This is a genomic window from Streptomyces sp. NPDC091387 (assembly GCF_044756945.1).
Taxonomy (GTDB): domain Bacteria; phylum Actinomycetota; class Actinomycetes; order Streptomycetales; family Streptomycetaceae; genus Streptomyces.
Window position 1 is genome coordinate 26,136 of record NZ_JBIVTZ010000036.1, and the last position, 12,001, is coordinate 38,136.

The following is a 12,001-nucleotide window of genomic DNA, read 5'->3' on the forward strand; positions in this document are numbered from 1 at the left end:
ATTGTGCCAGTGGTCAGACGCCCTGGGGGTGAGCGGAACGCGTCTGCCCGGCACCGCCGCGCAGCAGCAGGCGTACGAACCAGCCGAGGGCGAACGACTGCACCAGCACGGACACCGTCAGGGCCAGGTACATGTACCAGTCGGGCCCGGCCGCCTCCGTGCCCCACATCGAGCTGCCGAGGAGGAAGACGAACACGCTGGGCGCCGCCAGGAAGAAGAGCCAGACCCCGGCGAACGAGGCGTCCTCATGGACGACGAACAGGGTGTCCACGGTGACGAACACGGCAGTGGCCGCCACCACTCCCAGATAGATCAGTGAGGCGGCGTTGCCGAAGGTCAGACGTGCGATTGAGCGAAGGTGCCGCTTGGTCATGACCGGCTCGTTCATCGTTGCTCCCCGTTGGTGGCTGACTTCTCCATCGTGCGTCCGGGGAACCGTTTCTGCCTGAGTACTCCTACTCACTCGCTCATGTGTGTGCCACGTTGCGGGCGCCATACCCCAGCGCCGCCGCCGCTGCCGCCAGCAGGGCCACCGTGGTGAGCGCCGCCGGCAGCGAGAACCAGTCGGTCAGGAAGCCGATCGCGGGCGGTCCGAGGAGCATTCCGCCGTATCCGAGCGTGGAGGCCGCGGCCACTCCGCCGGGGCCCGCCAGCTCGCCGGCCCTGCTGATCGCGACCGGGAAGATATTGGCCAGGCCGAGCCCGGTGACGGCGAACCCGAGGAGCGCGAGCCAGGTGGTCGGGGCGAGCGAACCGAGCAGCATGCCCGCCGCGGCGGTGCCGCCGCCCGCGACCAGGGTCCGGGTCTGGCCGAGCCGTTCGAGGAGCGCCGTGCCACTGAGCCTGCCCGCCGTCATGGCCATGGCGAACAGCGAGTATCCCGCTGCCGCGATCCCGGGGTGGGCGTGCAGATCCTGTTCCAGGTGGAGCGCGCCCCAGTCGGCCAGGGCGCCCTCGCCGTACGCCGTGCAGAGCGCGATCATGCCGAAGAGCAGCACCACGCGGCGCGCCCGTCCGTCCAGGCGCTTGGGGCGTTCCGTGCTCGCGGCCGCCTCCGTCGCGGGCTTCGCGACCGTGTGCCGCAGCAGCACCGGGCCCGCGACGGCCGTCACCAGCAGTCCGAATCCGGTCAGGAGGAGGAGATGTGTCGCGGGCGAGAGGCCACCGGCCACCAGCCCGCCGAGCCCGGCACCGACCATGCCGCCGAGGCTGAAGGCGGCATGGAAACTGGGCATCACGGGGCGCCGCAGGGCGGTGACCAGATCCACCGCGGCGCTGTTCATCGCCACGTTCATCCCGCCGTACGCGGCACCGAACACCAGCAGCACCAGGCCGAGCGAGAGTGCCGAATGGGTCTGCGCGGGCAGCGCGATGCTGAGCGGGAGCAGCACTCCGCACACCACGGCCACCGCGTGGCTGCCGAAGCGGTGGCAGAGCCTGCCGGTGAGCATCATGGTGATCACGGCGCCGGCGGATACGCCGAGGAGTGCGAGGCCGAGGGTGGCGGCCGAGGCGCCGGTCTGCTGCTTGATGGCCGGGATACGGACCACCCAGCCGGCGAAGAGGAACCCGTCGAGGGCGAAGAACACGGTCAGCGCGGTACGGAGACGGGAGGACGAGGGTGGGGCGGGGTTGCCGCCCGCTCCCCCCGGCAGGGCCGTCCGCAGTTTGTTTAGTTGCGGCACAAAGTCAGCATAGAGGCCCGCCGACAACGGGCGCAAGACGGCCGACGGCCGGGTACGCGCAAGGGGGGAACCCGGCCACCACGGCGTCCGCAACACCTCCGGATCATGGGAGACTCGCCCCCATGAACGGCAAGGTGACCACCACCCGGACGAAGTTGGAGAGGGGCCGCAGTGCGCTCGGGCCCGCGCTGGAACTGGTCCATACCGGACGAGCGCCCACTCGTGCGGTCCTCACCTCCGAGCTCGGTGTCACCCGTGCCACGGCAGGCGCGGTCGCGGCGGAGCTGGAGGCGCTCGGCCTGATCAGGGTGGACTCCAGCCCCGGTTCGGCCGCGGGCTCGCAGGGGCGTCCCTCGCACCGGCTGGCGGTGCGGGAGTCCGGGCCGGTGGCCGTCGCGGCCCAGGTCCACGCGGACGGCTTCCGGGCCGCGCTGGTCGGGCTCGGCGGCCGGCTCGTCGCGACCGCCCCGGGATGCGTCACCATCACGGCGGACCCGGCGCAGGTCATCGGCGAAGTCGTGGACGACTGTGCCCGGTTGCTGCGGGACAGCGGGCTGCGGTGCGTCGGGGCGGGGCTCGCCGTGCCGTCCGCGGTCGCCGAGCCGGAGGGCACCGCCCTCAACCCGCTCCACATCGCGTGGCCCGCGGGCGCCCCGGTCCGCGAGATCTTCGCCACATGCGTCCGCGAAGCGGGCATCGCGGGACCGGCGTTCACCGGCAACGACGTCAACCTCGCCGCGCTCGCCGAGCACCGGCACGGGTCCGGGCGCGGCGCGCAGCACCTGCTCTGCGTGGCCACCGGACACCGTGGTGTCGGAGGGGCGCTTGTCCTGGACGGCCGCCTGCACAGCGGGAGTTCGGGGCTGGCCCTGGAGGTCGGCCATCTCACGGTGAACCCGGAGGGCCGGCCCTGCCACTGCGGCGGCCGCGGCTGCCTCGACGTCGAGACCGACCCGCTCGCCTTCCTCACGGCGGCCGGGCGCGCACCCGGCCCGGAGGAGTCGCTCCTCAAGCAGTCCGGGGACCTGCTGCGCAACGAGTACGACGACGTGGCGGTGCGCGTCGCCGCGGAGGAGCTGATCGACCGGCTGGGCCTCGGTCTCGCCGGGCTGGTCAACATCCTCAACCCGGACCGGATCATCCTCGGCGGACTGCACCGCGCGCTGCTCGACGCCGACCCGGAACGCCTGCGGGCCGTGGTCGCCGACCGCAGCCTGTGGGGGCGCAGCGGCAGCGTGCCGATCCTGCCCTGCACCCTCGACCACAACAGCCTGGTCGGCGCGGCGGAGCTGGCCTGGCAGCCGGTGCTGGACGACCCGCTGGGCGCGCTCGCCTGAGAGAGGGGCGGAGGGCTACGCGTCCGCCTTGGCGTTCACGTATCCCGTCCCGGTCCATGGCCACACGTCCCACCCGGGCCGACTCTCACGTATCCCGTACCGGTCCGAACGCGAACGCCCGTGCCGGGTTGTCGATCAGCGCGGCAGCCATGACCTGCGCCCCCAGAACCTTCTCCAGCCGGGGGCGCAGGCGGCGCAGCAGATACGGCATGCCCGGCGTCTCCGGCACGGTGGTGTCGCCGCCCAGCAGCAACTGCCCGCCGAACCCGGCCTCGGCCAGCGCCGCCAGTTCCTCGGGCAGCCGCCAGTCCGTCGCATGGTGGGCCCGGGAGGGGCCGTCGAACGCGAGGAACGCCCCCGCCCGCGCCGCCTCCCGCTGCATGGTGCCGTCCGGCGAGCGGCCGAGATGCCCGAGGACCACCCGCTGCGGCGCTACGTCCAGCTCCCCGCACAGCAGATCCAGTACGTCGCCGGCGGCGCTGCCCAGCTCCAGATGGACGGCGATCGGCGCGCCCGTGCGGTGGTGGGCCTCGGCCGCCGCCGTCATGGTGAGCCGGGCGTGCGCGTCGACCGCGTGGAAGGCGCCGGCCACCTTGATCAGCCCCGCCCGCACCCCGGTGGAGCCGATCCCTTCCGTGAGCTCCGCGACGAAGAGCGAGGCGAGGCCGTCCCGGATCGGGGCGAGCCGTGCGGGCGGATAGTGCGCCGCCTGGTGCAGCCCGGTCGCCGCCACCACGTGCACACCCGTCGAACGGGACAGCCCCGCCAGCGATCCCGCCCCGCGCCCCATCCCGTAAGGCGTCCACTGCACCACCGTGCAGCCGCCCAACTCCGCGAAGGAACCCAGCCGTTGGGCCGCGTCCTCGGGGTCGGCCAGTTCCTGGCCCGGCAGCAGCGGGCTGCGCAGGAAGAGATGGTCGTGTGCGTCGCACACCCCCAGATCACCTGCGGGGACGTCCCCGAGAACGGTGCGGACCGTGGCTACCACTGGCGCCCCTCCCCGAGGTCTCCGCGCCCCGGCCCGCTGAGGTGGAGCACGTCGAAGCGCTCGCCGGGCTCCTCCGGCGCGAGATGGTCCCAGAGTGTGAAGTGGACCAGTTCCCAGCCGCGGGGGTCGACGGCGAGCGCCGTGGCGACCGCGCCCGGAACCTTCGCGAGCCGGCCGGTCTCCTCCAGGGCGGCTCCCACCGCGTCCGCCGGAGCGGCCGATGCCGGAACGGGTGCGCGGCGGCGGGTGGCCGTGCGCGGGAGCGCGGCCGACGAGGGGCCCTCCTCGTACGACAGCCCGGCCCAGTGCTGTACCTCGGGCCGCCCGAAGTCTCGCACGACGCCCTGGAATCCGGGGCCCCAGAGGAAGGAGTTCATGCCCTCGGGTGTCGACCACAGATAGAAGGGCGCGTACTGGTTGACCGGCGAGTTCTTGCCGCGCTCCCGGATCAGGTAGGCCTTGATGCCGAGTCCGGGGAAGTCGTCCAGGAGGGGGCCCTTGGCCGCCACCCGGTCACGGATGACGCCCATGTCGTAGTCGGCGGGAAGGGTCGCCTGGACACTACGCCATACTGAGCGTGGCCTATCGGGGAGGACTGCGTGCCGCAAGAAATTGACCTCTACCTTCGCAAGTCGCAGATCACGAGACAGCGGGACAAAGCGCTGACGTTCCGGGCCCAAGAGAGCCGCGGACGGGAATGGGCGGAAGAGCACGGCTACACGGTACGCAAGCGATGGGCCGATAACCTGAGCGCCTACAGCGACACCACGCGCCCGGAGTTTGACAAGGCGATTGCGGCGCTGGCCGCTGACGAAGTACCGGCGTTGTGGTGCTACGCGCTGGATCGCTTCTCCCGCAGGGGGGCGGGGTCCGTCCTCCCGCTCCTGGACTCAGGTAAGCGGCTGGTCTTCGACTACGAGCGACTGGACTCCGCGGAGCCGCGCGATCGAAAGCAGATCATCACCCGGGCGGAAGAGGCGCGCGAGTATTCCGAACTCCTCTCACACCGGGTGCTCGACACGAAAGCTCAGCAGCGGGAAGAAGGAGCCTGGCTGAGCGCCGCGCCTTACGGATTTGAGATTGCCGACCCGACGTCGCGAAAACTGAAACACGGTAAGCGGTGGTCGAATGTGCTACGGATCTTTGCCGAAACGGCGGAGGGGAAGTCAGGGCGGACAATCGCCGTAGGGCTGACGGCCGACAAGCAGGCATCCCCAAATGGTGGCGCGTGGGCAGGCTCCACCATTCACCGGATCATCCAAAGCCCGGTGTACGAAGGGTGGCAGTCCGTGACGCCGGTCAAGGGAGGCCGCTCGATTGCGTACCGGAACCGGCGAGGGGAGCGCGTTTCCGTTCTTGCGGAAGACGTAGCACCCGTGCCCCCGGAACTCATCAAGGCTGCGCGGCTAACCGTCGCTGGGCACTCGGCGGTAGCGCCCGAGCACCGCAGCCGGAAGCCCAAGCATCTCCTGACGGGCCTGCTGACGTGTGAGGGCTGCGGAGGGGGCACGGCTATCCACGGGCGCTCTTACCGGTGCTACAGGTACACCGTTGGACAGCCCTGCCCGCGCCCTGCGTCGGTAATGCGGTCGCTGCTGGAGAGCTACGTCTACGACGAGTGGCAATCGGCCATCCTGTCCGCACGCGTCGACGACGCCAGCCCGCTGATGGTGGCGGTGGCGGAACGCTGGGTGGCGCTCACGAAGCCGGAGGAGACGGAGGAGCACCGGGAAGCCCTGGCAGCCGTCAAGGCGGCGGAAAAGGCGCTGGAGCAACTGGCTATGGACCGCAGGGCCGGTGTGTACAGCGGCGCGATCGGACGATTCTTCCCGCGGCTCGTGGAAGAGGCGGAGGCAGACCTAGCGGCGGCGTCGGAACGGGCGGCAGAGTACGGAGGGCCGGTCAACCTGGCGCTGTTCGACGAGCCAGAAGCACTCAGTGAGGCATGGCAGGCTGCTGACTCTGATCTCCGTCGGGACCTGATCCGCCTCGCCATCGACCGCGTGATGATCACTCAGGGCCTGCGCGGACGACCGTTCGACGGTGACGCACGCTGCGACATCGAGTGGGCGACGCCTGACGAACGCTGACCACGCACGAACGGCCCTCGTCGACGCAATGACGGGGGCCGTTCGTATGCGCTGGGCTACTCGGAGGGCGTGCTCCACGGGCCGGCTGGAGGCCGCTCCGGCATCTTGGCCCCGGGCCGTCGCAGGTACCAGTTCACGAACTCCCGCAGCACCTTGCCCCGGGGGCTGCGGCCGTCAGGATGCAAGGACTTTGCGGCGGCTAGGAAGGGCTCCCACTCGCCGTCAGGCATGCGCACCCGACGAGGGGTGTCGTACTCGGTATCTGGCTGCTCCGTCATGACTGCCACGGTATCCAAGATGTGGCCACAAAACCACGCGATCGGGGCCGCACGGTTGTAGCTACAAGATTTCTTCACACGAGGCTTGTTTTGTAGCCACAAGAGACCGTAGGTTGTGGCTACAAGGAACGGCACGGCAAAGGGCCCGCAGGTCTTGGCGGACGCGGGCCCTTTAACTCCCCTGAAGGAGCACACCATGTTCTCATCCGGCCTCACCGCTGCCAACCTCACCCCCGCACAGCTCTCCGGCGTCGCATGTGTTGAGTGCTTGTCCGAGACGGCCGACATGGTCCCCGTCGGGCACGTCGACGGTGTCCAGGTGTTCGCTCACCCCTCCTGCGCCGCTCAGTCGACGGACGAGACGTCTGCGGTGCTCGTCACCGGTCCCTGCTCCACTCCCGCGGAGTGCGACGACCTGACGGCCTTCGCCTACGACGTCACGGATCAGCTGGGATTCCGCACGGTCGTCGCCACGTCCGACACCGTCGACGTCCGGGAGTTCGCGGCCCTCGTGGTCTACGGCCCGTCGCTCTCCGACCCGATGTCGACCGTCGGCACGGCGATGGTGCTCGAAGCGGAGGCGGCGCTCTATGACGTTCCGGTCATCGTCGCCCAGCCGGTTTCTGACTTCGCCACCTGCGACGCCTGCGGACAGCGGCAGACGATCGCCACCGTGCGAAACGGGCACGGCGAGGTGTTCTGTGTGGACTGCACCGGTGACGCCCCGGGCTGCGCCCAGTGCCTGGCCGACGAGGTGACCGAGCCGGTCTACGTCGACGGCGCGTGGGTGCCGATGTGCTCCAGCAACTGCGCGGGCATCGGGAAGGCGCTCAACCCGTCGCCCTGGAACGCCATGGCCGGCGCGGAGGCGTCGCGACTGCTGGTCGGCATGGCTGCCTGACATAACCCTAAGTCACATGGATAGGCCCTGGCCGGTCACCGGTCGGGGCCTCCGTGCGTTCCAGGGGTGCGCCTCGTCGACGTCTACGGCCGCTCCGACGAAGCGGAGAGTAGCGTTCCACGCTCAGATGAGCGTACGAAGGTGCCTAAGTTAGGCTGCCCTGCGTGGCGTAGGTCACCTTTGGTCGCCTCCCCGCGTCAGACTGGTCAGACCGTGGCCAAACTGGCACGCCCTCTGACCTGCGACGTTGCCAATCTGACAGAATCGACCCCTACTTTCCTTCTCTCCCTAACGCACGAAGGGTCTAAGGAAAGTAGGGGTCGATTCTGTCAGATTGGCCAATCTGTCTCCGACCCCTCCGGGTGCCCCGATCTGACGTCAGAAACTGAACCGGGGGAGGCGTGGGAGGCATCCTGACGCCCCCACGGTCCCTGACGACCCCCGAGAGCGCCTGAGTGCCCCTCTCGGGTACTTGGGTGGTCCGGGGTCGAGTTAGGTCCGCAGGGCGGCGTACAGGGCGACGATCACGCAGAGTGTGCGGCCCGGGTTGCGTATCGCGGCTGGACGCCGGGGGTGTGCGGGTACCGACGGCCCTAATGTCCGGATCTTGTAACAGTAGAGTGCCATTATGTCGGATTAGTACCTTTATGGGTGCTATGTCGCATCACATGCGCCCCATAACTAAGTTGAAGGCACTTATCGTCGCGCACGCGCGCGACCCACAAACCGCGGGACCGGCAGTGGCAGCCTTTTGGGCGCGCTCCGGTCCCGTGCGCACTCCCGCTCCGTCCAGGTCGCCTTTCCCTTGACGTTGAGCGGGAAGGCCAGGCGTAGAGCGACGTCGGGAAGGGCCTCTCTCCTCCCCTGCCACTCGTCGCCGCTCCGCCTGGCCCTAGACCTCTTTCGAAGCGCTGCCCTACGGGGCGGCGCCGTTTTTGTGGCCAAATCAGCGAGAAATCCCGATAGCGAGAAGGACGGAGACACCGTGATGAGTGACGTACCGAGCCGCCCCACGGGCGCCTGCCGAACCTGCGGGGCCGTGCTCCCGCTGACGACTGATTTCTTCCACCGTGACGCGAACAACGCGACCGGTCTGAAAAAGCAGTGCCGCGTGTGTGCGTGCGACGAGGCGAAGGAGCGGTACGCAGCGAACTCCGCGGATGTCCTTGCGCGCCTGCGTAGCCGACGCATCGAGCGAACTGCGCTCTGGGAGTCGACGGGCCTCTACGAGGCCGCCTGACACCACACAGCCCCTGCCGACCGGTGGGGGCGCTGTCATATCCAGCAAAGGCAACCGAATGACCGATAACCCAGCTCTCGAAGCGGCGTACCTCTCCGTCCCGGAGATCGCCGATCACCACGCCCGCCGCAAGCGCGTCGCGGACTTGCTCTCGTCCCTCCCCATCGTCGAAGCGCCGGAATTGGCGGCGCAGCGCGTAGCCGACGACGCCGTTGACGCCTACCTTGCGTCGGGCAAGTTCGACGAGACCACCAACGAGCGGGCGCATGCGGCGTACACAGCCGCTGTGGGTGCTCACGCCGTCCGCGTGAGGCTCTCAGCGCTGCACCGGGACTTCCTGTCCGGCAGCACTCTCAAGGGCCTGTACGAGGCGAACAGAGACGAGATCCTCGCCAACCTTGGCGCGCAGCTGACGGACCTCCTGACAGAGGCGAAGAAGCACCTTGCCGATCTCGGCACCGCCCGCACCGCGGACGAGGCGATCACGGCCGGCGCGGAGGCATCGAGCGCCTACGCGACTCTAAGGCCCCTCGTTGCGACGCTGACGGAGCTGAGGGCAGCTCAGTGGAGTGCCATCTCGCAGGGCGAACTCACCGGCCCCGGCAGCCTGTACGCCCGCGCGAAGAACAGCGGGCACGGCGACGTCCAGGGCGTCAACGACGACACCCCGGCAGCACAGTTCGAGGCGATGAAGTCGCAGCGCTACACGCTCGATCACCTCGTGTGGCTGGTGCAGATCGGCACGGCGTATATCCCTGAGTCGGTGGAGGACGTGATCACCGCACAGGACGCCTTCGACGGACGTCACGCCGTGACCGACGGCCGACCGATGACGGACATCTCTCCGATGGTCGTCCCCATCCGGCCCACACCGCAGCCGACAAACCCTCACACCACCTACGAGAGCGAGCGCGTGGCCAAGTCCCGCGCCCAGCGAAGCTACTGAGAGGCCAATCATGCCTGAAGAGATCACTCCGCAGCCCCTGAGCGGACCCGTACTGGAGCTTGCGAAGGTGCGCGCAGCACTGGCAGCCGGCCTGACCGTGGAGCAGGCCGTAAGGCTCCAGGGGGCGGACGAGGCGGCGCTCACCGCTGACGCCCTCTCCTTCGCCGCGGAGATTTCCGCAGCCAATCCCGCCCCGCAGGGCCCCCGTTCGGGCGGCGCCCGTGGCCCCGATGTCCAGGGCAGCGGCACCGTTGGCCACGGAGCAGAGCGCTACAGGCAGCGTGCCGGCCTGGACGCTGACGGCAAGAGGCCGCCAGTTCCGCAGCGCACTGGCGACGGGCGTAACCCGTACGCCGAACCCTCGTACACCTGGAGCAACCGATGACGACCCTTCTCTTCGACGAGTACACGCAGGCCCTCAAGAACCGCTGCATCGAACTGAACGGCACCGCCGTTGTGGTGGAGCTGACAGGCGGGCAGACCCTGACGGGAACGCTCGCGTACGCCCTGGCCGACGGTCCCCAGTTCACGAAGTACTACCCGAACGCGCTTACCGTCACGGTGTCAACGAAGGCGTACACCGTCCGTCTCGATGCCATTGCGGCCATCGGGCAGGGCTGACCCCGGGCCCGCGCGGACCTAGATGGCAGCCCTGAAGACCAGCATCCATGACGTGTTGACGCCTACCGCACTGCGCCCGATGAACGTGTCTGGCTGCATCTGTTCCAGTCGCCAGCCGACGGCCTCCACGGACTCGATGGCGTCAGCCACTGACGACATGTCGTTGTCCGGCAGCTGCGGCACCTGGAGGCGGTAGGCGAACACAGTGTGCCCCGCCTTCATGCGCGCCTGTGCGGCTGTGTCGATGCGTGCTGACGTGATCTTGTCCCTTAGCCCCATGCCCAGCACGGTAGACGAGTGGGCAGACCACGTCAGCGGCTTCGGTCTAGCGCCTACGCCAGAAGCACAGCGCCTCTGCCCAAGCACACACAACGGGAGCAAGGCTGTTCAGGATGGCAGCGCGTTCGGATGGTGCAGTGTCACGGAGGCTTTCACGCACGAGGGTGATTGCCGTTCGGCATACGAGCGTCAGGACGTAGGCCAGTAGAGCAGTGGGGATGAGTGCGGACCACATGGGCGAGCCTCCACGAGGCGACATGCCGTCAGTGGAGGCTCAGCACTCTGGCATTGACCCCAAGGACGACGAGGAACGTCGTTGCGGCGACCTCTCGCGAGAGAGGCGCGTCCCAGTGGGGTCGACCCTGGGTGGCAGTCGGAGCGGGCTCCGCAGCGTGAGCGTAGCACCGGCCGGCTGTCCGCGGCGACCCCTACCCCAGGGGATCACTCCCCTCCGAGGCTCTTTCCGCACCGTAAGTAGGGTGGGATTCGCTGTCTGTACGAGTCTGGGGATATGGCCTTACACCCCCGAAAAGGGCCTCTAGGGGCCTCCCTGCACCCCCTCAGCGTCCCTCCGGCCGGCTCGGAACGGTGGACCGAGCGCGACGCGCGGGAGCAGCGGACACGCCAATCGGTTGCAGACTTCTCAATGGCGAAGTGCAATAACCACAGGTCACAGGCGATTAACCGTGACAGATTTGCTCATAAGTAACTCGTAAAGACGATGGCTACTTTGCCACTGCTTTACCTTCTAGCTCCTCGAAGGAGCGCACATGAGAGAACCCACGTGCCCCCGCGCGGGATGCCGCCTGACGCGCTGGCACAAGTACGACGCCAAGGGGCGGAAGTTCTACACCGACTGGTGCTCAGCCTGGTGCTGCCAGTGGGACGTTGCTGCCCGACAGGTTGCCCATAGCGCCAACGAGCGGCAGGCGGCAACGCTGCTGGAGGCCGCCACCATCCTTGACGCCCGGAAGTCCGGTGGCGACCCCGTGCGCGGGATTCAGGTGGTTGCCGGCCGGTGGATCATCCACCGCGGAGAGCGTTCGTCACAGCTCCGCCACCGACGGGCGGCGTAATGGCGTCCCGCTACACCGGCAACTTCAGCGGGATCGGCAAGCTGCTCCGCCTCCCCGGCGTCCAACTGGCCTGCCGCGCGGCGGCAGTTGAGATCATGCATGTAGCGCAGCTGACTGCTCCCGTCGGTGACCCCGTGAACGACCGACATAGCGGCTGGTACAAGGCGTCATTCGACGTCGTGCCGCTGACGCGAACCGTCCCGTGGAGGGGCGTTCCCTACCAGCGACGTGGCGCGAGGGTGATCAACTCCGCCCCGCACGCACTCGTCGTTGAGTACGGCGGCGGAAAGAGCGATACGCCCCGTCACGCGACGCTGAGCAAGGCCGTCGACACCGTCGCCAGCAAGTTCCGGTAGTCGCCCCCTCGCGACACCCCACCAAGCCCCTGAGAGCCGCTTAGCGACCCGCCGAGCGGCTCTCCTGCATGCCCTGAGAGGCCCCATATGCAAGTACAACAGCGAGGCCCTAGCTGTACTGCCCCGTGAGGTTGGGGACACGGCTGGCGGGTGGTTGGCCCTTGAGTGCGGTGTGTCCGCGGTGGTGATTGTAGGTGTGCAGCC

At 68.7% G+C, this 12,001-nt stretch carries 13 protein-coding genes; 8 read left to right on the forward strand and 5 right to left on the reverse strand.

Annotation, left to right across the window (positions count from 1 at the left end):
- Positions 1-13: 13 nt before the first annotated feature.
- Complete coding sequence (locus ACIQM0_RS38510; RefSeq protein ID WP_401295693.1) at positions 14-388, reverse strand: SCO4225 family membrane protein; 375 nt, start codon at positions 386-388, stop codon at positions 14-16.
- Between the two features lie 79 nt (positions 389-467).
- Positions 468-1,589, reverse strand: a complete 1,122-nt coding sequence (locus tag ACIQM0_RS38515; protein ID WP_401295720.1) for an MFS transporter — start codon at positions 1,587-1,589, stop codon at positions 468-470.
- A gap of 218 nt (positions 1,590-1,807) precedes the next feature.
- Between ACIQM0_RS38515 and ACIQM0_RS38520 the strand changes: the two genes are divergently transcribed.
- Positions 1,808-3,022 (forward strand): ROK family protein, encoded by a 1,215-nt coding sequence (locus ACIQM0_RS38520; RefSeq protein WP_401295695.1) that lies wholly within the window; start codon positions 1,808-1,810, stop codon positions 3,020-3,022.
- Between the two features lie 85 nt (positions 3,023-3,107).
- On the opposite strand, the gene ACIQM0_RS38525 is transcribed toward ACIQM0_RS38520, so the two are convergent.
- Together ACIQM0_RS38525 and ACIQM0_RS38530 are read right to left on the reverse strand one after the other, a co-directional pair.
- The gene (locus ACIQM0_RS38525) at positions 3,108-4,010 is read right to left on the reverse strand and encodes a phosphotriesterase (protein WP_401295697.1); all 903 of its coding nucleotides are present in this window, start codon (positions 4,008-4,010) and stop codon (positions 3,108-3,110) included.
- The gene (locus tag ACIQM0_RS38530) at positions 4,004-4,540 is read right to left on the reverse strand and encodes a DUF4865 family protein (RefSeq protein WP_401295699.1); all 537 of its coding nucleotides are present in this window, start codon (positions 4,538-4,540) and stop codon (positions 4,004-4,006) included. Before ACIQM0_RS38530 ends, ACIQM0_RS38525 begins: the two co-directional genes overlap by 7 nt.
- Before the next feature lie 69 nt (positions 4,541-4,609).
- Between ACIQM0_RS38530 and ACIQM0_RS38535 the strand changes: the two genes are divergently transcribed.
- The 6 genes from ACIQM0_RS38535 to ACIQM0_RS38560 all read left to right on the forward strand — a co-directional run bounded on the left by ACIQM0_RS38535 (position 4,610) and on the right by ACIQM0_RS38560 (position 10,086).
- Positions 4,610-6,100 carry a recombinase family protein gene (locus tag ACIQM0_RS38535; protein WP_401295701.1) on the forward strand — a complete coding sequence of 497 codons (1,491 nt, stop codon included), beginning with the start codon at positions 4,610-4,612 and terminating at the stop codon, positions 6,098-6,100.
- 474 nt (positions 6,101-6,574) lie between these two features.
- The gene (locus tag ACIQM0_RS38540; protein WP_401295703.1) at positions 6,575-7,279 is read left to right on the forward strand and encodes a hypothetical protein; all 705 of its coding nucleotides are present in this window, start codon (positions 6,575-6,577) and stop codon (positions 7,277-7,279) included.
- 988 nt (positions 7,280-8,267) lie between these two features.
- Complete coding sequence (locus ACIQM0_RS38545; protein ID WP_401295705.1) at positions 8,268-8,519, forward strand: hypothetical protein; 252 nt, start codon at positions 8,268-8,270, stop codon at positions 8,517-8,519.
- A gap of 58 nt (positions 8,520-8,577) precedes the next feature.
- On the forward strand, positions 8,578-9,465 hold the full coding sequence (locus tag ACIQM0_RS38550) for a hypothetical protein (RefSeq protein WP_401295707.1): 888 nt from the start codon (positions 8,578-8,580) through the stop codon (positions 9,463-9,465).
- A gap of 10 nt (positions 9,466-9,475) precedes the next feature.
- Positions 9,476-9,850: a hypothetical protein gene (locus tag ACIQM0_RS38555; RefSeq protein ID WP_401295709.1), complete on the forward strand. Its 375-nt coding sequence runs from the start codon at positions 9,476-9,478 to the stop codon at positions 9,848-9,850.
- Positions 9,847-10,086 (forward strand): hypothetical protein, encoded by a 240-nt coding sequence (locus ACIQM0_RS38560; RefSeq protein WP_401295711.1) that lies wholly within the window; start codon positions 9,847-9,849, stop codon positions 10,084-10,086. The genes ACIQM0_RS38555 and ACIQM0_RS38560 overlap by 4 nt, the downstream gene beginning before the upstream one ends.
- Positions 10,087-10,104: 18 nt before the next feature.
- Here ACIQM0_RS38560 and ACIQM0_RS38565 read toward each other — a convergent pair whose 3' ends face one another.
- Positions 10,105-10,365, reverse strand: a complete 261-nt coding sequence (locus ACIQM0_RS38565; RefSeq protein WP_401295713.1) for a hypothetical protein — start codon at positions 10,363-10,365, stop codon at positions 10,105-10,107.
- Between the two features lie 1,075 nt (positions 10,366-11,440).
- Here ACIQM0_RS38565 and ACIQM0_RS38570 point away from each other — a divergent pair.
- The gene (locus ACIQM0_RS38570; protein ID WP_401295715.1) at positions 11,441-11,797 is read left to right on the forward strand and encodes a hypothetical protein; all 357 of its coding nucleotides are present in this window, start codon (positions 11,441-11,443) and stop codon (positions 11,795-11,797) included.
- Positions 11,798-12,001 lie beyond the last annotated feature (204 nt).